General features: G+C 65.4%; 16 protein-coding genes. 5 read left to right on the top strand and 11 right to left on the bottom strand.

Annotated elements, in window-relative coordinates; translation table 11 throughout:
• Nucleotides 1-8: 8 nt before the first annotated feature.
• Both NTV05_13525 and NTV05_13520 read right to left on the bottom strand, forming a co-directional pair.
• The gene (locus NTV05_13525) at nucleotides 9-443 is read right to left on the bottom strand and encodes a hypothetical protein (protein ID MCX6545415.1); all 435 of its coding nucleotides are present in this window, start codon (nucleotides 441-443) and stop codon (nucleotides 9-11) included.
• Nucleotides 444-468: 25 nt separating this feature from the next.
• Nucleotides 469-4,485, bottom strand: coding sequence for a DPP IV N-terminal domain-containing protein (locus NTV05_13520; protein MCX6545414.1), 4,017 nt, complete (start codon nucleotides 4,483-4,485; stop codon nucleotides 469-471).
• Between the two features lie 73 nt (nucleotides 4,486-4,558).
• On the opposite strand from NTV05_13520, the gene NTV05_13515 reads away from it, so the two are divergent.
• The 3 genes from NTV05_13515 to NTV05_13505 all read left to right on the top strand — a co-directional run bounded on the left by NTV05_13515 (nucleotide 4,559) and on the right by NTV05_13505 (nucleotide 8,167).
• Nucleotides 4,559-4,885 (top strand): type II toxin-antitoxin system prevent-host-death family antitoxin, encoded by a 327-nt coding sequence (locus NTV05_13515; protein ID MCX6545413.1) that lies wholly within the window; start codon nucleotides 4,559-4,561, stop codon nucleotides 4,883-4,885.
• Nucleotides 4,882-5,289: a PIN domain-containing protein gene (locus tag NTV05_13510; protein MCX6545412.1), complete on the top strand. Its 408-nt coding sequence runs from the start codon at nucleotides 4,882-4,884 to the stop codon at nucleotides 5,287-5,289. The genes NTV05_13515 and NTV05_13510 overlap by 4 nt, the downstream gene beginning before the upstream one ends.
• 124 nt (nucleotides 5,290-5,413) lie before the next feature.
• Complete coding sequence (locus NTV05_13505) at nucleotides 5,414-8,167, top strand: M14 family metallopeptidase (GenBank protein ID MCX6545411.1); 2,754 nt, start codon at nucleotides 5,414-5,416, stop codon at nucleotides 8,165-8,167.
• On the opposite strand, the gene NTV05_13500 is transcribed toward NTV05_13505, so the two are convergent.
• From NTV05_13500 to nagA, 6 genes are all read right to left on the bottom strand, one after another.
• On the bottom strand, nucleotides 8,142-8,819 hold the full coding sequence (locus NTV05_13500) for an HAD hydrolase-like protein (protein ID MCX6545410.1): 678 nt from the start codon (nucleotides 8,817-8,819) through the stop codon (nucleotides 8,142-8,144). The two genes, NTV05_13505 and NTV05_13500, sit on opposite strands and share 26 nt — an antisense overlap.
• A gap of 17 nt (nucleotides 8,820-8,836) precedes the next feature.
• Nucleotides 8,837-9,241 carry a 6-carboxytetrahydropterin synthase gene (locus NTV05_13495; GenBank protein MCX6545409.1) on the bottom strand — a complete coding sequence of 135 codons (405 nt, stop codon included), beginning with the start codon at nucleotides 9,239-9,241 and terminating at the stop codon, nucleotides 8,837-8,839.
• Nucleotides 9,242-9,245: 4 nt separating this feature from the next.
• The gene (locus NTV05_13490) at nucleotides 9,246-10,388 is read right to left on the bottom strand and encodes a type III PLP-dependent enzyme (protein ID MCX6545408.1); all 1,143 of its coding nucleotides are present in this window, start codon (nucleotides 10,386-10,388) and stop codon (nucleotides 9,246-9,248) included.
• A gap of 5 nt (nucleotides 10,389-10,393) precedes the next feature.
• Nucleotides 10,394-11,605 carry a deoxyhypusine synthase gene (gene speY, locus NTV05_13485; GenBank protein MCX6545407.1) on the bottom strand — a complete coding sequence of 404 codons (1,212 nt, stop codon included), beginning with the start codon at nucleotides 11,603-11,605 and terminating at the stop codon, nucleotides 10,394-10,396.
• A gap of 108 nt (nucleotides 11,606-11,713) precedes the next feature.
• Nucleotides 11,714-12,625 carry a DUF4097 family beta strand repeat-containing protein gene (locus tag NTV05_13480; protein MCX6545406.1) on the bottom strand — a complete coding sequence of 304 codons (912 nt, stop codon included), beginning with the start codon at nucleotides 12,623-12,625 and terminating at the stop codon, nucleotides 11,714-11,716.
• 44 nt (nucleotides 12,626-12,669) lie between these two features.
• Nucleotides 12,670-13,893 carry an N-acetylglucosamine-6-phosphate deacetylase gene (gene nagA / locus NTV05_13475; GenBank protein MCX6545405.1) on the bottom strand — a complete coding sequence of 408 codons (1,224 nt, stop codon included), beginning with the start codon at nucleotides 13,891-13,893 and terminating at the stop codon, nucleotides 12,670-12,672.
• 147 nt (nucleotides 13,894-14,040) lie between these two features.
• Here nagA and NTV05_13470 point away from each other — a divergent pair, with 147 nt between their 5' ends.
• Complete coding sequence (locus tag NTV05_13470; protein ID MCX6545404.1) at nucleotides 14,041-14,502, top strand: hypothetical protein; 462 nt, start codon at nucleotides 14,041-14,043, stop codon at nucleotides 14,500-14,502.
• Nucleotides 14,503-14,505: 3 nt separating this feature from the next.
• The gene (locus tag NTV05_13465) at nucleotides 14,506-16,476 is read left to right on the top strand and encodes a diguanylate cyclase (protein MCX6545403.1); all 1,971 of its coding nucleotides are present in this window, start codon (nucleotides 14,506-14,508) and stop codon (nucleotides 16,474-16,476) included.
• A gap of 15 nt (nucleotides 16,477-16,491) precedes the next feature.
• Here NTV05_13465 and NTV05_13460 read toward each other — a convergent pair whose 3' ends face one another.
• The 3 genes from NTV05_13460 to NTV05_13450 form a co-directional block, all read right to left on the bottom strand.
• Nucleotides 16,492-17,184: a hypothetical protein gene (locus NTV05_13460; GenBank protein MCX6545402.1), complete on the bottom strand. Its 693-nt coding sequence runs from the start codon at nucleotides 17,182-17,184 to the stop codon at nucleotides 16,492-16,494.
• 86 nt (nucleotides 17,185-17,270) lie between these two features.
• The gene (argH, locus tag NTV05_13455) at nucleotides 17,271-18,641 is read right to left on the bottom strand and encodes an argininosuccinate lyase (protein MCX6545401.1); all 1,371 of its coding nucleotides are present in this window, start codon (nucleotides 18,639-18,641) and stop codon (nucleotides 17,271-17,273) included.
• Complete coding sequence (locus tag NTV05_13450; GenBank protein ID MCX6545400.1) at nucleotides 18,641-19,873, bottom strand: argininosuccinate synthase; 1,233 nt, start codon at nucleotides 19,871-19,873, stop codon at nucleotides 18,641-18,643. The genes argH and NTV05_13450 overlap by 1 nt, the downstream gene beginning before the upstream one ends.
• Nucleotides 19,874-19,897: the final 24 nt, after the last annotated feature.

The following is a 19,897-nucleotide window of genomic DNA, read 5'->3' as shown; positions in this document are numbered from 1 at the left end:
AAACGACGTCACGCCCTGCGTGGCGCCCCCTGCAATGGGACGAGGTAGATTCGCACCATTTCCACGACTTTGACGCCTTTGGTCTGGAACGGCGGCACGATCCTGTGGGTTCTCAGGTACTGCAGCATCCCGGCGTCCGCGTAGTCCGGCTGACCCACGCTTTCGATCGAGCCCAGTGCCGTACCAAGCTCTTCGAGCGTCATCCGATCGCACTGACCGATCCGCCGCCAGGGAATCCCGAACCGGCGCACGGTTTCGTGCCGGGTCCGCGTCCGAAACCTCACATATATTTCGTTACTGATGAACGCGTAGCCGGCTTCGGCACGGCTCGACGGCGCGTCCTCTATCCTCACGCTGGCGATGGAGTCCACGGTCTTGAGAGCGTCGATCACGGTGGCCGTGAACTCGCCCTCCGCGGTCCACCCAGATGTATCGATGTCCATCACACCAACCCGTCTGGCGCGGCGATCACTTTCGGGAGACATTGATGTAGTACAGATCGGTCGCGACGTCGAACTCCGCCACCTTCATCCCCAGGGCGATCGTCTTCCACTCGGTCGTCGGCGTGATGACCTGCCACGCGTCCTTCCGGCCGACCTTCACGGGCATCGCGAATGCCTTTTCGTCGGCTTTCCACCGATACGACACGGTGCCAGCGGGTTCGTCGAATTGCAACTCCAGTGTCGGCAACTCGGTGCGCCGCAGGTACTGGTCGAAGATCGGCGTCAAGTTGCGGCCGGTGTTCGCGTTGAAATAGGTGACGACATCTCCCGTCGTGATGTTCTGATACTTGAAGCGGGAGTAGAACCCGCGCACGAGGTTCCACCACCGGCGATCATCATCGACCAGGCTGCGCAGGGTGTTGATGAAGAGCGCGCCCTTGAAGTACATGTCCTGGGGAGGCGTTCTGCTGATGCCGCACGTCGTGATGATCGGTTCGCGGTTTCTGACCTTCGTCTTGTAGCCGTTCAGATACTTCAGGGCGTCCGCCTTGCCGAACAGGTGTTCCACGTACACGCCTTCGAGGTAGGTTCCCCAGCCCTCGTGGATCCACTCGTCGCAGACGTCGGCAGCCGTGACGCTGTTGCCGAACCACTCGTGCGCGCTTTCGTGAATGATGATGAAGTCGAATTTCGTGCTGATGCCAACGCCCGTCCAGTCTCGCTCGAGATAGCCGTTTGCGAAATGGTTGCCGTAGGTGACGGCGCTCTGATGCTCCATGCCTGAGTAGGGCACCTGAATCAGCTTGTAGCCGTCCCGGGGGAACGGATACGGGCCGACGTACTTCTGGAAGGCTTCCAGCATCCCCTTCGCCTGCGCAAACTGGCGCTTCGCCTTGTCAAGATCCTCCGGCAGCGCGTAGAAGTCGAGCCGAAGGCCGCTAATCGCGTCGCTGAAGTGCACGTACGCACCGATGTTGAGCGACACGCTGTAGCTGTTGATGGGGTAATGGATTTGCCAGTCGTAGCGCGTGTAGCCATCGCCCAGATCGGTCTTGCCCAGAAACTGGCCATTGGACACATCCACCAGATCCGTTGGCACCGACACGCTGAGCCGCATGTTTTCCACTTCGTCGCGCTGCTGATCCTTATTGGGCCACCAGACGCTCGCACCGGGGCCCTGGCACGACGTGTTGATCCAGTGGCGGCCCGCCGGGTCCTTCCGGAACGTGAAGCCGCCAAAGCGCCCCGTTTCGATCGGCGAACCGGAGTAGTGGAAGTTGACCGCGTAGACCCGGCCCTTCCTGAGCGTCTCCGGGAAGTCCACGAAGATGGCGTTGATCTCCCGCTGATACTTGAGTTCGACGTTGCCGAGCAGGATCTTGTCGACGTTCAGATTGGCAACGAGGTCCAGCTGGATGCGTGTGTCGTCGCGGAGCATCCGGAACCGGATCGTGTTCTTCCCGCTGATCAACTTCTTCTCCGGATCGACGCGCACGTCCAGGCTATATGACAGCAAATCGTTGTTGGCGCGATACGGCCCGTATTCGCCTCGGAGAATGTCGGCGCGAGTCGGGGCGGCGAGTGGTGGCGGCGATTGTGGCGCTGTTGGCGTCGGCGCTTGCGCCTGGGCCTGGGCCTGGGCCTGCATCCGGTACTCCTTCGGCGGCTCGGTGCCGCGGAGCCACGTGACGAAGTAGTCCCATCGCCGACGCATCATGTACGCTGACGCACTGCCGTACCCGTGGTTCTGGTTCGGCAGCATCAGCAGGTCGAAGTCCTTATTGGCCTTGATGAGCGCATCCACGATGAGCATCGTCTGATACGGCGGCACGTTGGTGTCCATCGTGCCGTGGGCCAGCAGCAGGTGCCCCTTCAGGTTCTTCGCGAAGTTCTGGTTCGCCTCGGCGTCGTAGTTGTCGGTGCCGTCAGGGTTGCGGACCACGAGGCCCTGGTAGCGCTCGCCCCAGTCGTCCTCGTTGAGGCGCTGGTCGTGATTGCCCGATTCCGCGATACCCGCTTTGAAGAAATCAGGGAAGCGGAACATCGCTGTGGTGGTCGCAAACCCGCCTCCGGAATGTCCCCAGATGCCGGCACGATCGAGATCGATCCACGGATACTGCTTCGCCAACTGGGTCATCCCGGCGATCTGATCCGGAATCGTGTTGTCGCGCCCCATCGCGCCGTAATACGCGTCCTGGAAGGCCTTGGATCGGCCCGGCGTGCCCATCCCGTCAATTGTGACCACGATGAAGCCCAGTTCGGCGAGGGCCTGGCGGTCGCCTCTCGCGGCGGAGAATGCGCGGCTGCCTGTGCTTCCGGTCTGCGGCCCGGGATAGACGTTGTTGACGATGGAATACTTCTTCGTGGGATCGAAGCTGGCCGGCCGGAAGAGCAGCCCGTAGATGTCCGTCGTGCCGTCGTGCGCCGTCATCTTGATGGGGATGGGCGGCTTCCAGCCGATCGCCAGCAGCTTTGAGATGTCCGCCTTCTCGATCGGCATGATGATGCGCTTGCCGCTGTCGTCGCGCAGACTCACCGCCGGCTCGCGTTCGGGAGTTGAGACCGTGTCAATCAGGTAACGCCCCGATGGCGACAACTGCACGACGTGGTCACCGGAATCCGGCGTGAGGGCCGTGTCGCCTGTTCCATCCAGGCTGATCCGGTACACATGCCTGAAGTACGGATCTTCACCCTTGTCCCGTCCCTGTGCGACGAACCAGATCGTCCTCGTCTTCTCGTCAATCCTGAGAACCTGCATCACCGGGCCGTCGCCTTTGGTGATCTGGTGCTTGAGCGCACCGGTGGTCAGGTCGTAGAGATAGAGATGGCCCCAGTTGTCGCGCTCGGAATACCAGATCACCTCGTTGGTGGCCCAGAGCGTGTGCCAGCCGGCCCGTGCCTCGTACTGCGTCTTGACCGTCTCGCTGAATACCGTGCGCACGGCACCCGTCGCTACGTCGGCGACGCGCAGTGTCGCCTGCCTGTGATCGCGCGAGACAGATGCGAAGGCCAACTGAGTGGCGTCCGGGCTCCATTGAAAGTCGCGCAGCGAAATGTCGTCACCCAGGGTGGCGCGGTGATAGTCGGGCGGCATCTGGATGCGCGTGACGCGTCCGGAGTCCACGTCGATGACGACCCGGTGGATCATGGCCATCACCCGATCGCCCGGCAGCGGAAACTTGGAGACGCGCAGAGTCGGATGGCCAACCGGACTGGTGGGCGTCGTGACGAGGTACATCTCGCCCACCTCTCGCTCGTCCTGCTGGAAGGTCGCGACCTTCGTCGAGTCGGGAGACCAGACGACGATCGCGCGATCGCTGCTGCTCCAGCCGGCGTTGTCGGTGGCGTAGCCGAAGTACTTCACGCCATCGTTCGTGAGTTGGCGTTCCTGGTCGCTCGCGACGTCGCGCACCCATAGATTCCAGTCGCGGATAAAGACCGCGCGCTTCCCGTCGGGTGAAGCCACCGCAATGTTGCCGGAGGCGCCGGCGCCGCCCCGGCCGCCGCGTCCCCCGGCACCCCGTCCCCCACCCGCAGCCCCGCGCCCGGTCGAGGCGGCTCCTGCCGATGTGCAGCCAGCCCCCGTCACGTCGCATGTCCAACGTCGCGCTTGCACGTTGAACGAGACCGCCTTGCCGTCGACCGCAAGCTCGAGCGCGTCCAACTCCAGACGCTGCGGGTTGAACGTCGCACTCGCCGCCGCCGAGAGTCGTGCCGCCAGTTTCGCGTGGTCGAAAAGCGGCGTGCGCGTCATGGCGACCGGGTCAATCAACACGTACTCGAAGCCGGTCGCTGTCGTGCTTCTGTACCAGAACCGCTCGTCGGGCAGCCAGGTGGGCGCCACGTTCCCGCCCACCACGAGCGGGTTGACGGCCGGTCCCAGAAACTGCTCGGCGCGCGCGTAATCGGCAGCGGTGATCGGCGGTGGCGCCTGTGGTGCGGGCGGTGCCGGCGTTTGCGCCAGGCTGGACTCGACAACCACCCCTCCACAGAACACGACAACAAGCGCGGACACAAGCAGTCGATCAGCTCGCGATGACATGGACGTTCTCCCTGGTTTCAATCCGCCATCATATCCGTGCCGGGGGGCGGAAGCATGTGCTACCATGTGCTACATGAGAACCGACATCACGACCGTTCGGCGTCGAGGCCCCATCAACGGCCGGGTCGGCGTCCGGGAGTTGCGCCAGAACCTGAGCGTGTACCTTGAACGCGTGGTCGCGGGCGAGACGCTCGACGTGACCGACCGGGGGCACACGGTGGCGATGCTTGTGCCGCTGCGCCCGGGAGCAACGCTTGTGGAGCGCCTGGTCGCGTCGGGACGGGCGATTCCTGCCACCAGGCGACTCGAAGACCTGCCTCCGCTCAAGGGGAAGATCCCTGCTGACTTGGGCGAGCGTGCTCAGCGGGCACTTCAGGAGTTGCGGGAAGACAAGATATGAACTTCCTGCCCGTGTATCTTGATTCCTCCGCACTCATGAAGCTGATCCTGCCAGAAAGGGAAAGCGTGGCGCTCGAACGGGAACTTGAACACTGGCCCGACTGGGTCTCAAGTGAGCTGGCCGCGGTCGAATGTCGGAGGACACTGCGACGCATCAGCGCTCCGGCCGCAGCGAGCCGCCGGGCTGATGGTGTCCTCAGAACAACGACGCTCATCCGGCTCGATTCGGGGGTCATGCGGCTCGCGGAGCACGTCGGTCCTCCAATGATCCGATCGCTCGATGCCCTCCACCTGGCCGCGGCACTCTCGATTGGCGACTACCCGGAGGCATTCATCACCTACGACGACCGCCTGGCTGCTGCCGCGCGCGCCCTCAAGCTCAACGTGCTACAGCCGGGCCGGTAGCGGACTCGTCGCGCTTGCCGGGTCGCCCGCATTCACGGTGACTGCCCGGCGCTCAGGACGCCGCCGACAAACCGGCTTGCAGTTGAGGCGGCCCGACGATAAGGTACCGCGCGGGAGGATATCCATGATGCGCAAGGTAGCGATACTGCTGGTCGTCGTCGTGCTCGGGAGCCAGGCGGTGATGCAGGCGGCGTCCCGGACGTTGCCGACACCGGAGTCGGTTCTGGGCTTCAAGCCGGGAGCCGACAACAAGCTGGCGACCTACGACCAGGCCATCAGCTACCTGAAGAAGCTTGCCGCCGCCAGTCCGTCCATCAGGCTCGTGGAAGCCGGAAAGACGACAGACGGGCGCGTCATGTATTTCGCCCTCATCTCGAATGCGAAGAACCTCGACAACGTCGATCGGTACCGCGAGATCGCGCAGCGCCTGGCTCATCCGCAGGGCCTTTCCGACGATGAAGCACGCCGGCTCGCGCGCGAAGGCAAGGCATTTGTCCACCTCGACGGCGGCTGCCACGCCACTGAGGTGGCTGGCGCGCAGATGACGCTGCAGCTGGCCTACGACCTCCTCAACCGCGCGGCTGAGCCCGCCATCAAGGACATCCTCGACAACGACATCCTCATGCTGTGGCCGACCATGAATCCGGACGGCCAGCAGATGGTGGGTGAATGGCTCGCGAAAAACGCCGGGACACCCTATGAGCAGTCGGGCCTGCCCCGCCTCTATCAGGAATACGTCGGCCACGACAACAACCGCGACGCGTACATGCTGAACATGATCGAGTCGCGCGTGATGGAGCAGTTCTGGCGCCAGTGGGAGCCGAACATCATTTACGTGTTCCACCAGTCCGCGCCCTTCCCCACCCGCATCTGGCTGCCGCCCTTTTCTGAACCGATTGCCCTCGACGCTCCGTATGTGGTGTCGCGCGAAATCAACATGATCGGCATGGCCATCGCGAAGAGCCTCGATGAGCGGGGACAGGTCGGCGCCACGCACATGGGGCAGGCGTTTGACGCGTGGTATCCCGGCTACGTGGACTACGCGCCGGTGTTCAAGAACATCCCGGCGTTCTGGACGGAGACAGCTGGCAACATGGCCGCGCCGCGCGAGTACACGCTGAACGATCTTCCAGAAAGCTATCGCGACCTCAGGCCGCAGAGCCTCTACGCGAGCCCGTGGCCTGGCGGCTGGTGGCGGTTGGGCGATGCGGTGGCCTACAACGAGACGGCCGCGATCTCGACGCTCGAGTTCGCCGCCAAGTACCGGGAATCGCTGCTCTACAACCGCTATCAGGCCGGCCGGGACCAGATTGCCGCGGGCAGAAAGACCGCGCCGTACGCGTACATGATTCCGCAGGATCAGCGCGACCCTGTGGCAGCCGTCGAGATGCTGCGCCGCCTCGCCTTTGGCGGTGTGCGTGTGTCGCAGTTGACCTCGCCAGCCACGATTGACAAGGTCACGTACGCAGCCGGCACGTGGGTGGTGCCGACCGACCAGGAATTTGGCGCCATGGCGCGCGAGTTGCTCAACCCGCAGAAGTACCCAGACCTGCGGCAGTACCCGGGCGGCCCGCCGGTCAGGCCCTACGACGCGGCGGGGTGGACGCTGCCCCTTCAGATGGGCGTCAAGGTCACCGCTGTCGCCAGCCCGCTCGCCGAAGACGTGCGCGGGAAGCTGAAGCTGCTTGGCGCGACACCGCTGCCGACGGCAAAGCCCACTCCGTACAACATGACCGCCTCCGCCGATCCCGCACCGTTCGACAGCGTGCCTGGCATCGGATTCGATTCAAGTCCTTCCGCGGCGGCGATCATCCCGCCGGCCGGCAGGCTTTCTGGCAGCGGTCCCGCGCTCGCGGTCGATCCCGCCCAGAACAACGCCTTCCGAGCCATCACGCGTGCCTGGAAGCTTGGGGCCAGCGTTCAGTTCGCCGCGGGCGCTCGCGCCGCGGGTGCCCGCTACATCATCACCGGACTGCCCGACGCCGCTCAGGCCGATCTCGTCAAGTCGCTGGCGCTGGTCGCGGAGCGCACGTCAGCATCCGGTGTGGCGATGAAGAAGCCCCGCATCGGACTGTATCAGCCGTGGACCGGCAGTATGGACGAAGGGTGGACCCGGTGGCTGCTCGAGCAATACGGCTTCGAGTTCGTAAGTCTCCATCCGGAGGATTTCAAGACGCCGCTTCGCGACAAGGTCGACAGCATCATCCTCGCTGATGATGCCCGCATTCCGGTGGAGAGCGGCGGCCAGGCTGCGGTCGCACGAGGAGCAGCGGGAACAGCGGCCGCGCCACCAGCGGGTGCTCGGGCAGCGGGCGCCGCACCGGCGGCGGGCCGCGGCCAGGGCGGGCGCGGCGGCGGATCGGGCCGGGCGGTGCGTCCCGAGTATGCCTACGCCCTCACGGCGGCCGACCTCCAGGCCTTCGAGACATTCGTGCGGGACGGCGGGACGGTAGTCTGTTTCAACTCAGCCTGCCGATTCGCGATCCAGCAGTTCAAGTTGCCGGTAAGGAACGTCGCCGAAGGCCTGAAGCCAGAGGAGTTCTTCCTGCGTGGATCGATTGTCAACGTCCAGACCGACCCCACGCATCCGGTGATGGCCGGCATGGACGAAACCTCTGCCGTGTTTGTCGATGGCAGCCCGGTCTACGAACCCCAGGTGGGATTCAAGGGCACGATCCTCGCCAAGTACGCCGATACTGGCTCGCCTCTGCAGTCTGGATACCTGATTGGCGAGAAGTACCTTCAGGGCAAGGCGGCGGCGCTCGACGTCGAGCTCGACAAGGGACATGTCGTGCTGCTCGGCTTCCGTCCGCAATGGCGCGGTCAGCCGTTTGCCACGTTCCGCGTCGTCTTCAACTCTGCGATCTACGTGCGATAGGTTTAGATGGTTCCAGCGCCGCCAGCAGATCCGAAGGCCGGTCGATGATGACGTCGTCTGGCCGAAGCGTGGTCGGGTCGATGCGGCAGAAGCCGAACCCGTAGCGGGCGACGCACAACTGGACGCCGGCCGCGCGGGCGGTCTCCACGTCGACGTCCGAATCGCCAATGAGCCAGGTCTGCGACGCCGAGGCACTCTGGCGCCCCATCAACCACCGCAGCCCTTCCGTATCGGGCTTGCGCGCAGACGTTCCGTCGCCGAACACGCAGTCCTTGAAGAACCGATCGAGACTCGAGTGGATCATGATGCGCCGGGTCGCCTGTTCGGGCTTGTTGGTCAGCATCGCCAGCCGGTGGATGCGACTGATCGTCGTCAGGGTGTCGATCATCCCCGGATAGGGGACGGTGTGATCGAGCATGCGTCGATCGTAGATCTCCAGGAATCGGCTGAGCGCACCAGCCGGCTGATCCGCGACGCCGGCTGTGGACAGGATGCGCTCTACCAGCGTGTGCGCACCTTCGCCGACCATCAAGGTGACCGCGGGAAGGTCGAGCCGTTTCCCGCCGTACTCCTCAGAGAGATCGCTGGCCGACTCGGTCAGGTCGACGATCGAATCCACCAGCGTTCCGTCGAAATCAAAGACAAGCAGCACTGTGGACGTTCCCGGCCCTAGTCGCCGCGATAGGTGGCACACGACGTGGGCGTTTCCCAGAGGCGCACAGCCTCGACCGGAAAGCCCTGCGACCTCGCGTATTCGTAAATGATCTTCGCGAGGTGCTCGACGGTGGGATTGGCGTCCACGAGGAACAGCGGTTCGTTTTGCTCCTGCAGGGGCTTGACGAGCGGGTCGTCCCGGCGCAGGACCATCTGGTGATCGATGTGCTCGTCGATCCACGACTTCACCACGCGCTTGATGTCGGCAAAGTCGCAGACCATGCAGCGGCTGTCGAGCTGCCCGCTCCGCACTTCGATCTCGACGGTGGCATTGTGGCCATGCGGGTGCTTGCAGATCCCGTCGTAGTCCAGCAACCGGTGGCCGTAGCAGAAGTCGATGCGCTTGCTCACGGAGTACATGGGCCTACTCGTTGATGTGCACGACCTTGGCTGGCGCGAAGCCATTGAACCACGTCGCCGACGCGTTGCTGTACGCGCCGATGTCCTCGGAGTAGACCAGGTCGTCGAGCTGGAGCTCCGGGAGCGCCTCCGACTGGGAGATGGTGTCGAGGCCGTCGCAGGTTTGTCCGAAGACCGCCGACACCTCGGTCGGGCCCTTCCTGAAGGCCTTGAAATGGTACGGGCAGTGGTCGAAGATCAACCCCGAGAACGTGTGATACACGCTGTCGTCGATGTAGTAGCACGGCCTGCCGTCCCGGACGGCCTTGCCGATGACCGTCGCGATCGAGGTGACGGCCGTCGCCACGAAGAAGCGCCCCGGCTCGGCGATGATCTCCATCTCCTTCGGGAACAACCGGTTGATCTCGGCGTTGATGACCTTTGCCAGCTGGCTGAACGGCTGGACGTGGCGGTTGTAGCGCACGGGAAATCCACCACCGATGTCCAGAATCTTCATGTCGAAACCGCGCGACACGGCTTCCTGCCGGACCAAGGCCGACATGTTCAGCGCCTGCACGAAGTTCTCGAAGTTCGTGCACTGGCTCCCGACGTGAAAGCTCAAGCCCTCTACCACCAGCCCGGCCTGGTGCGCCTCCTCGATCAATGCCACAGCCTCGCCGGGCTCGCAGCCGAACTTGGACGACAGTTCGACCATCGATCCGGTGTTTGGCACCCGGATGCGCAGCAACAGCCCGGCATGCGGCGCAAAATCCCGGATCTTCCCGATCTCAATGCGGTTGTCGAAGGTCACCAGCGGCTTGTACGTGTCGAGCGCGCGCAGCGTGTCCTTCGGTTTGACGGGATTCGCGTAGACGATCTTGTCCCACACGAACGCCTGCCGCTCAGCGGCGGGCCGCGTCTTGATGAAGTCATACACGAGCATGAACTCGGGAAACGACGCGACGTCGAAGCTCGCGCCGGCGCGGAACAGCGTCCGCACGATCTCGGGCGCGGGGTTGGCCTTGACGGCGAAGTAGGCCTGCACACGCGGCAGGTACTTCTTGAACTGCGCGTAGTTCTGCCTGAGGATGTCGTGGTTCACCACCACGAGGGGCGTGCCGTGCCGGGCCGCCAGCGCCTTGAGTTGTGCGGGAGTGGTCTTGGCCATGGGCGTCAGCCAATCGCCGGATCGGATCCGTCGATCATCTTCAGTCCGGTGTGCGCGAAATACTCTCTGGTCAGCGCCTTCAGCATCGCCGGGCGTGCCTGGTACAGCCGGCGCGTCTTCCGCTTCTTGTGCCTCGCCAGCGCGTAGTGCGTGAGAATCGGCATCGCGATGGTGGTGTCGGTGTAGCACACGACGGCATCGGGAAGCCGATCCGGATCCACCTTGCCCCAGCTCACCGCCTCGCTCGGGGTCGCGCCGCTCAGGCCGCCGGTGTCGGGGCGAGCGTCGGTCACCTGCAGGAAGAAGTCCTGGCCGAACTCCTTGATACGCAGCACTTCCTGGATCTGCGGCTCGGTCTGCAGCATGAAGTTCTTCGGGCTGCCGCCGCCCCACAGCACGACGGCGCTTCGGCCGCCACCGCGCTTGGCCGCCAGGACGATGCCGGTCGTTTCGTTGACGTCGATTGACGGGTTCAGCCGAAGCTTGTTGCCGCGCAGTTCCACGCCCGCGACGTTCATGCCGATGGTCGAGTCACCCGGCGACGAGGTGTAGCACGGCACGCCCGCGCGGTAGGCCGCCGCGAGCACCGACACGTCCTTCAGGCCTGCCTTGCGTTCCCACTCGGCCGCGTACTTGCCCAGCAGGTAGTGCAGTTCGGCCGTGCCCATCTCTTTCTGGAATTCAGGCTGAACCAGGATGTCGCGCAGCGTCTCGTCGGTGGCCATCAGGCAGTCGCTGTAGCCCATCAACACGTCGTAGACGCGGACAATGTCGTTGTCGCGCAACTCGGTGTCGTCCATAGTGAAGCTGCCCATCCGGATCGGATAGTTCAGCGCGAAGTGCAGGTCGTGATACAGATTCGCGCCCGTGGCGACAATCCAGTCCACGAATCCCGCCTTGATGAGCGGCACGATCGACGAGCATCCCAGACCCGCAGGCGTCAGCGCCCCGGACAGGCTCATGCCAATGGTGACATCCGGCTCGAGCATCTTCTCGGTGAACAACCGGCAGGCTTCCCGCAGCCGGCCCGAGTTGTACGCGAGAAACGCATCATCAACGATGTCCTCGAGTTTTTCCTTGCCCGTGAGATTCTTCGGAAGCACCCGCTTGCCGGACATGTACTTGTGCCGGTTCGGACAGGCTTTCTTCTTCATCCACTCCGGCATGTCGGACAGATCCTTACGGTGTCGGCTGGGCGCGGTCGGGTTCTTGGCCATGTGAGTCGCTTGCTCCGGTCTTTCGAGATGATTTACAGCATTATAGCGAAAAGGGGCGCCCACCCGGACGCCCCTCACCTGTCTTCCAATCGCCCAACGAATCCGTCGCTACCAGTTCTTCAGACTGATTGACCCCGCGCCGGTCCGCAGTTTCAAAAGCTTCCCGCCGTCACCGATCCTGCCGCGCGCCGATGAGCGATCGTGCGACTCGCCTTGCGCGCGCCGATCGCTTTGGCCCGCGAGGTTGTCGATCCGCACTCGGCCGTCGCCGCTCTCGGCGTCGACCTCCGCGCCGAACCCGTCCGACACACGCATGTCGATGGAGCCGTCGTTGGTGGTCGCGACCCAGTCGGCGTCCATCGTGCTGCCCTTTCGCGCCGTCAGCTTGATCGAGCCGTCGCCAGAGTCGGCCCGGACACCACGAAGCGTGCCCTCGATGCTGATGCTGCCGTCGCGCGTTTCGACATCCACGTGCCCGTCAATCTCGGCGGCCTGGATCGAGCCGTCGCCCGTGCGCACGAACAGATCACCCTTCGACTCCGTGATGCGCACGCTGCCGTCGCCGGTGCGGATGTTGATCTTTCCGTTGACGCGCTTGATGGTCACCGAGCCGTCGCCGCTATCGAGCTTCAGGACCGACTGCGTCGGCACCGTCACCACGAGGCTGGCGCTCGGCGACTGGCCGAACGTGAAGTGGGTGGCCGACGCGACCTTCGGGATGTCGACGGTGATCGTGTTGCCGGTTTGCGTGGTCTTCACCTGGATCTTGTCCACAGCCGCCTGGTTGTCGCCACGCTTCTCGACTTCGACCAGCACTTCCGGCTTGTCCCAGCCCCGGACTTCGATGGAGCCGTCAAACGTCGTCAGCTCGACCTGCGGTGATCCCGTGACGGTGAACTTCTTCTCTTCCCGTGCGCTGAATCGAGCCGCGCCGATCCTGATATCGCAACCCGCCAGCGTCGCGGCCATGGCCATCACGCTCACCGCGCTGGTCGCCCCCCGGAAACTCCACATGCCCATGGATCAACCTCCGGGAAGTAGGACGGATTCGGGGCGCGGGAAGTTCAGTCGCGACCGAGGCAGGCCTGGCCGGCGATGTAGGTTTCGACGACCGTCGACTGCGGGCCGAGCACGACCAGGTCGGCCACCGCTCCCGGTGCGATGACGCCGTGGCCGGTCAGGCCAAGCTCTCGCGCGGGGGTGGTCGCGCAGAGCGTCGCGGCGTCGACCAGTCCGAGGCCGCCGACGCTGGTCAGCACGCGAAACACGCGGTCCATGGTGGCGGTGCTGCCCGCCAGAGTGTTGTCCTCGAGAAACGCGCCTTGTTCACCGACGTCGATGGCGCGACCGCCAATCCTGGCGCGTGAGCCCGGGGGAAGCCCGGCGCCCGCGCTGCCGTCGGTGATGGCCATGATCCGATCGGCGCCCTTTGCGGCAATCGCCATTCTCAGCATGCCGGGATGCACGTGATAGCCGTCGCACACGATCTCGGCGGCGATCTCCGGCGCCTGCAGCACCGCGCCGGCCAGCCCCGGCTCGCGGTGGCCGAGCGGCGGCATCCGGTTGAACAGGTGCGTGGCCTGGCGCGCCCCCGCGCGGATGGCGTCGATGGCGATGTCGAACGTGGCGGCCGAGTGGCCGAGCGACACGATGCGCCCGGAGGCGACCAGGCGCCGGATGAGGGCCATCGCCCCGTCCAGTTCCGGCGCCAGCGTGATGATGCCCACGTCCGGGCCGGCTTCTTCGATGACGCGAAGGATGTCGGCAGCGGTGAACTGCTCGGTGTGCGCCGACTGGCGATCACGCTGCCCCGCCGCGAGCGCCGCGGCTGGCGATCTGAGGCACGAGAGCGCCTGGGCTCCCTTGTAGTCGGGGTTGAGGAAGTTGCTCTCGAGATGAGCGGGCAGCACACGCGCGGATCGGGCGTCGGGCGCCTCACGACACCGGCGGACGGCCGCCACCAGCATGCGCAGGTCGTCAGGCGGGCACGCCACGCTGGTCGGGGAGAAGGCCGTCACGCCATATTTCGGCATGCGCGCGGCCAGCTCCCGGACGGCGCCGGGGCCATCGAGCGAATCGATCCCCTCGAGGCCATGCACGTGGACGTCAATGAACCCCGGGACCACGGTGTGGCCGGGCAGATCGACGCGCGGGACATCTGATGCCGTCGGCACCACCCGCGACAGGACGCCGGAGATCCGGCCGTCTTCGATGATGATGGTGCCCCCGGGCGTGACGCGGTCGGGCAGCACGATGTCGACGCCGGCAAGAACCAGGGTCTGCGTCATGCGAGTGTCGGGGCCACTGTAACAGAGCCATGGGGTCAGATCCAAAACACAACATCTCGGGGCAACGTGAAACCTGAAGATGTTGTGTTCTGGATCTGACCCCAATGACACTTGACACAGGGGGCCGACGGAGCCAAGGTAGCGTGCATGGACAGTTTCTGGCAGTCCTGGGGTCTCTACATCGTGCTCGTCGCCGCCGCGCTTCTGGCGATTGGGCTGTGGATCGTCTGGTTGAAGGGGAGACCCTTCACCGCAGGCGACGTGTTCCGCGCCAGCCGCCTCAGCAAAGGCAACCACCTGCTGCCGACCCAGGTGCTCATCACCGCGTCGAACGTCGTCCACTACACGCCGCAGTGGTTCGGCAGGTACGAGCATTCCATTCACATTGCGCATATCGCGTCGGTGGGCATCGACACGCACATCATCTTCTCGGATCTCTACATCGAGACCTCCGGTGGCGCGACGCCAATTCATTGCAGGGGTCACTACAGGAGAGACGCCGTGAGGATGAAGGATCTGATCGAGGGCTACCAGACGGCGTATTACGCGGGTGGCGGACCGAAGCCCGTTCCGCCGGCGGCGGCCGCGAGCGAGGCAGCCCGAAGCTAGGACATGACCATGCCGGGGACGTTCACGACACGGCTGGCGATGGCGGGCCTGGCTGGAGGCGGCGCCGCCGGTTTCTGGCTTGTCCGCGGCTCGTCCGTGCCTGCCTGGATCGCCTTCCTGCTCGCGATCGTGACGGCCGGCGCGGCCGTGCTGGCCTTTCGCCTCCGGGCAAAAGGGCTGGCGGCAGTCGCCGACGCGCAGCGCGAGCATCACCGCGCCTCGGACATTTCGCTCGCGACCGTCGAGGCCCTCGCGCGGGCGATTGAAGCCCGGGCGCGATCGTCCCGCACGGACATACGCCGCGAACAGGCGTACGCGGTCGAGATGGCGAAGGCGTTTGGCGTGCCGGCCCAGGAGATCGACGGCATCAGAATGGCGGCGCTGCTGCACGATGTCGGCAAGCTCGGCGTCCCGGACCACATCCTGACGAAGAAGGGGCCGCTCACCGCCGAAGAGACCGGCAAGGTCCGCATCCACTCGCAGCTTGGCGCCAACATCATTGCGGACGTGCTGTTTCCATATCCTGTCGCCTCGCTTGTGCTCTGCCATCATGAACGGTGGGACGGGTCGGGCTACCCGGCGGGCCTCAGCGGCGGCGATATCCCGCTCGGGGCGCGCATCCTCTCGGTGGTCGATCACTTCGTGTCACTGATCTCCGATCGCCCGTTCCGCAAGGCCGTCTCACACGCCGAGGCGATCGAGGAGCTGCGGCGGGAGGCGGGGCGTGCGCTCGATCCGGTGATGGTGTCCCGCTTTGTCGAGCTGCTGCCGTCGCTCGAGGCGGCGTTCGAGACGGGGACCGCGGCGGGTACGCGTGCAAACGGCCCAGGCGGGGCAGACGAGCATCCGTATTACTCCGAGGACACCGAATCCCAGGCCTCGGTGTTCGACGAAATCGCGCTGGCTCAGAAGGAAGTCTACGCGTTGTACGAGGTCGCGCAGGGATTGGGCACGAGTCTCGGCGTGGCCGATTCCATGGGCGTGATTGCCGAGAAACTGCGCGATCTGGTGCCGTTCGCGAGCTGCGCGCTCTTCCTGCACGACACCACGAGGCGAATTGCCCGCTGCCGGTACGCGATTGGCAGCGGTGCCAAGCAGTTGCGCCTGATGGAGCTGCGCGTTGGAACAGGGCTGGTCGGCGGCGTGATCGCGACGCGCGAGTGCGGCGTCAATAAGGATCCGAGCGAGGACTTTCTCTCGATTGGCGTGCCGGTCGATGGCCATATCCTCAGATCGGCGCTGGTGTGCCCGCTCATCGTCGCCGAGCGCGTGATTGGTGCCCTGGCGATGTACCACACCGAGCCCGGGTTCTTTACCGACGACCACCGCCGTATCGCCCTGCGCGTCACGGGGCAGGCGTCGGCGGTGATTCACAACTCGGTGCTCTACGAACGGACGCACGAAGAAGCGGTCACCGACCAGTTGACCGGGCTGCCGAACAACCGCTTCCTGATTCTCCACCTGACTCGTGAACTGGCCCGCGCCAGGCGCATGGCTTCGTCGGTCGCCGTGATGCTGCTGGACCTGGACAACCTCAAAGACATCAACGACAGCTACGGGCATCCGGCCGGTGATCGGGCACTGCGCGAAGTGGCGGCGGTGCTGCGCCGGGCCATCCGGCCGTACGACATCGTGTCCCGATACGGCGGCGATGAGTTCATTGTGCTGCTGTCGGACTGCGGCATCGAGGACGCCGAGGCCAAGCGCATCGAGTTGCAGCAGGTGATTGACGCGCTTCCGTTTGTCGTGCGGGGCACGCAACGGGTGCTGCTGGCCGTCAGCGTCGGCGCGGCGGTGTTCCCCAGAGATGGCGACACGTACGAAGCGCTGCTGGCCGTGGCGGATCAGCAGATGTACCGGGACAAGAGCCAGCGCAAGCGCCTCACGCCAGCACCATCCGGCATCCCCACGGCGATGGAGAGCGGGGCCATCGAGGACGTGGAGCTGCGGAAGGCTGCCGAAGGCGTGTTGTAACGTCCAATACCGGTGTCAGGTCTTCTTGCCCCGGCCAGGACGTCCGCCAAACGCGTGCCGGGCCGACTGACTGGGCCCTCCCCCTGGCGCGCCGCCTGGACCCGGCCGGCCGCCATGCGGTGAAAACCCGCCTCCCTGGCGACCGCCGCCAGGCCGCTCGTGGCCAGCCGCGGACTTGCCGCCGCCGCCCGGCCGGTGCGGTCCGCCATGCCCGGTCCGAAACGGCTTGCCGTGCCCGCCGGCACCTCGGCCGCCGGTGTTGTGCATCGTAAACTCGGGAATCCGCCGCTCGGGCACCTGGCCCTCGATCCGCGGCAGCGTGGCCCGAATCAACTGGCGATGCACCGGACCGTCCGCACGGGGGCCGTCAGCAGGCTCCGCCTCGGCAGCCGCGACCGGCGCAACAGTCTGGCCCGCTCCGGTTTCAACATCACACGGCGCGTCAGGCAACGCCGCCATGGCTGGCGGCGCCTCGGGAGTGACCACCATGCCAGCCGGAGGCAGCGGAGGCGGGCCGGCTACCGGCTTCTTCTTCCGTGTCGGCGGCACTTTCGCCTCCCGATACACGTGTTCCGAGTCGCACGCGGTACAGCGCACCTGGCGGACGTCGCCATCCACCATCGCCACGATCGCATGATCGCTGACGCGCCGTTCGCGCGGACAGTAGTCTTCTACAAACTCACCAACTCGAAGCTGGCGCTTCACCATTAAGAGATCCCCCGGATACTCGGGCAGGAAAGGGAGAGGCTGAAGAACGTCTGATTCTAGCAAAGCTACGGATGGAAGGGCAAATGTTACTCGAGCCAGGCGCGCAGTTCTGCGAGCGCGGCGGCAACCGCGGCGGGGCTGGTCGATTGCGGCGTCCGCTTGGCCGCGACCGAGGCGGCGGCCGTGATTGAAGCGGCGATCGCCGGCGTAAAGTGAGGATCGAGCCGGCCCCACTCGTCTTCGGTCAACTCCGAGAAGTCGCGCCCCTCGGCGGCCAACTGGCGGACGATGGCCCCGACAACGGCGTGGGCCTGACGGAATGGCACGCCGGCGGCAACCAGATGCTCTGCGACGTCGGTCGCCAGCAGCAGACCCGCCGCGGCGGCCTCGGCCCTCGCGGCGTTCAGGCGCAGCCCCGCCATCACCGCTGCGGCCACATCCAGTGAGGATGCGAGCGTGGTCTCGACTTCGAACGCGGCTTCCTTGTCTTCCTGCAGGTCGCGGTTGTAGCCGCTCGGCAGGCCCTTCATCGTGGTAAGCCAACCGGACAGTCGCCCGAGGACGCGGCCCGACTTGCCGCGCATCAGTTCCAGCGGATCAGGGTTCTTCTTCTGCGGCATCAGGCTGCTGCCGGTGGCGAACTTGTCGGGCAGATCGAAGAACGCGAATTCCTCGGACGTGAAGAGAATGATGTCCTCGGCCATCCGGCTCAGGTGGACCATCGTGAGCGAGGACGCGTAGAGGAAGCTCGCCACGAAGTCGCGATCCGACGTTGCGTCGAGGCTGTTGGTGACCGTGCGCGAGAAGCCGAGCCGATCCGCCAGTGCCCGCGTGTCGATCGCGTACGTGGTCCCGGCAACGGCCCCCGAGCCAAGCGGCATCTCGTCGGCCCCGTCGAGCGCCTGGTCGAAGCGCTGGCAGTCGCGACGGAACGCCGCAGCGTGCGCAAGGAAGAAGTGAGCGACGAGGATCGGCTGCGCCCGGCGCAGATGCGTGTAGGACGGCATCGTGCTCAACGCCGACGCCTCCGCCTGGTCGGCAAGCGCCGTAAGCAGCCGGTGCAGCCGGTTGATGAGCAGCGGAATCCGCCGCTTGAAGTAGAGACGCAGATCCAGCGAGACCTGCTCGTTGCGCGACCGCCCCGTGTGCAGGCACCGGCCGGCATCCCCGATGCGGTCGATCAGTTCGCGTTCAACGAAGGCGTGGACGTCTTCATCCTGACCGGTCACCCACGCGGGGTCGCGGCGGCCGGTCTCGAGGATGTCCCGCAGGGCGCCGTCAATGGCGCGTGCGGTCTCGGCTGAGATGGCTCCTGCCTTGGCGAGCGCCTCGGCCCACGCGAGGCTGCCGGTCACGTCTTCGGCGAACAGGTGCCGGTCAAACGGCAGCGACACGCCGTACGAGAAGACGTCGGGATCGGGATCCGTGTCGAACCGGCCGGACCACACGTGCGGCATCAGATGGCCTTCGGCTCTTCTACAGTCGTTCTCCCGGCCAGTCCCCACTTGCGTGAGACCGTCTCCACCGGCAGGCCGTAGAGCTTGATGAAGCCCACCGCGGCCGTATGGTCAAACGTGTCGCCCTCGTCATACGTGGCCAGCCCATGATCGTAGAGCGCGAACGGCGACTGCCGGCCAACCACGCGACAGGCGCCCTTGAAGAGCTTGAGGCGAATCGCGCCGGTCACTCGGGGCTGGATCGTGGCCACGAACGCATCGATCGCCTCGCGCACAGGCGAGAACCAGAGCCCGTTGTACACGAGGTCCGCGTACTTGAGCGACAGGTCCTGCTTGATCCTGGTGAGATCGCGCGGGCAGACGAGGTTCTCGAGGTCCCGGTGCGCCGCGTGCAGCACGACGGCCGCGGGCGCCTCGTAGATCTCCCGTGACTTGATGCCGACCAGCCGGTTCTCGACCATGTCGATCCGGCCCACGCCATGGGCACCGGCGATTGTCGCGATGCTGGCGATGATCTCGGTGAATGGCATCGACACGCCGGTGACGGCCGTCGGCACGCCCCGCTCGAATGCGAGTTCGACGTAGGCCGGCTCGTCGGGACACTCGGACGGATCTTTCGTGAGCGTGTAGACATCGTCTGGCGGTTCGACCCACGGGTCCTCGATCACGCCGCACTCAATCGACCGCCCCCAGAGGTTGGCGTCGGTGCTATAGGGACTGGCGACCGTGACAGGCACCGGGATGCCGCGCGTGCGGGCATACTCAATCTCGGCCGGACGCGTCATGCCCCACTCGCGGGCCGGCGCAATCACGCGGATCCCAGGCTCGAGCGCGCGCGCGGACACGTCGAGACGCACCTGATCGTTGCCCTTGCCGGTGCACCCGTGGGCGATGGACCTGGCGCCCTCGATGCGTGCGATCTCGACCAGTTTGCGCGCGATGAGCGGCCGGCCGAGCGCGGTGGCGAGCGGATACTGGCCTTCGTAGATCGCGCCGGCCTGCAGTGCCGGGAGGATGTATTGGTCGGCGAATTCGTCGCGCACGTCGAGCACGTGCGCCCGAACGGCGCCAGCCGCCAGCGCGCGCTCGCGGACCGATTCGAGTTCTTTGCCCTGCCCAAGATCCATCGTGACGCAGACCACCTCGGCGTCGTACGTCTCCGCGAGCCACGGCACAGCCACCGACGTGTCCAACCCGCCCGAGTACGCCAGCACAACCCGTTCCTTCGCCATCACCGTTCCTCTCTCTCGACTGTC

It is taken from the genome of Acidobacteriota bacterium, from assembly GCA_026393755.1.
In the GTDB taxonomy this organism is placed as follows: Bacteria; Acidobacteriota; Vicinamibacteria; order Vicinamibacterales; family JAKQTR01; genus JBAXOX01.
Note: the sequence above shows the minus strand (reverse complement) of the source record. Positions and strands in the feature narration are given on the sequence as shown.

Excerpts from the sequence above, each read along its gene's own strand:
- NTV05_13520 (MCX6545414.1), bottom strand. The coding sequence starts at position 4,485 with ATGTCATCGCGAGCTGATCGACTGCTTGTGTCCGCGCTTGTTGTCGTG.
- speY (MCX6545407.1), bottom strand. The coding sequence starts at position 11,605 with ATGGCCAAGAACCCGACCGCGCCCAGCCGACACCGTAAGGATCTGTCC.
- NTV05_13465 (MCX6545403.1), top strand. The coding sequence starts at position 14,506 with ATGACCATGCCGGGGACGTTCACGACACGGCTGGCGATGGCGGGCCTG.
- NTV05_13495 (MCX6545409.1), bottom strand. The coding sequence starts at position 9,241 with ATGTACTCCGTGAGCAAGCGCATCGACTTCTGCTACGGCCACCGGTTG.
- NTV05_13470 (MCX6545404.1), top strand. The coding sequence starts at position 14,041 with ATGGACAGTTTCTGGCAGTCCTGGGGTCTCTACATCGTGCTCGTCGCC.
- nagA (MCX6545405.1), bottom strand. The coding sequence starts at position 13,893 with ATGACGCAGACCCTGGTTCTTGCCGGCGTCGACATCGTGCTGCCCGAC.
- NTV05_13490 (MCX6545408.1), bottom strand. The coding sequence starts at position 10,388 with ATGGCCAAGACCACTCCCGCACAACTCAAGGCGCTGGCGGCCCGGCAC.
- NTV05_13450 (MCX6545400.1), bottom strand. The coding sequence starts at position 19,873 with ATGGCGAAGGAACGGGTTGTGCTGGCGTACTCGGGCGGGTTGGACACG.
- NTV05_13510 (MCX6545412.1), top strand. The coding sequence starts at position 4,882 with ATGAACTTCCTGCCCGTGTATCTTGATTCCTCCGCACTCATGAAGCTG.
- argH (MCX6545401.1), bottom strand. The coding sequence starts at position 18,641 with ATGCCGCACGTGTGGTCCGGCCGGTTCGACACGGATCCCGATCCCGAC.
- NTV05_13515 (MCX6545413.1), top strand. The coding sequence starts at position 4,559 with ATGAGAACCGACATCACGACCGTTCGGCGTCGAGGCCCCATCAACGGC.
- NTV05_13480 (MCX6545406.1), bottom strand. The coding sequence starts at position 12,625 with ATGGGCATGTGGAGTTTCCGGGGGGCGACCAGCGCGGTGAGCGTGATG.
- NTV05_13525 (MCX6545415.1), bottom strand. The coding sequence starts at position 443 with ATGGACATCGATACATCTGGGTGGACCGCGGAGGGCGAGTTCACGGCC.
- NTV05_13460 (MCX6545402.1), bottom strand. The coding sequence starts at position 17,184 with ATGGTGAAGCGCCAGCTTCGAGTTGGTGAGTTTGTAGAAGACTACTGT.
- NTV05_13505 (MCX6545411.1), top strand. The coding sequence starts at position 5,414 with ATGATGCGCAAGGTAGCGATACTGCTGGTCGTCGTCGTGCTCGGGAGC.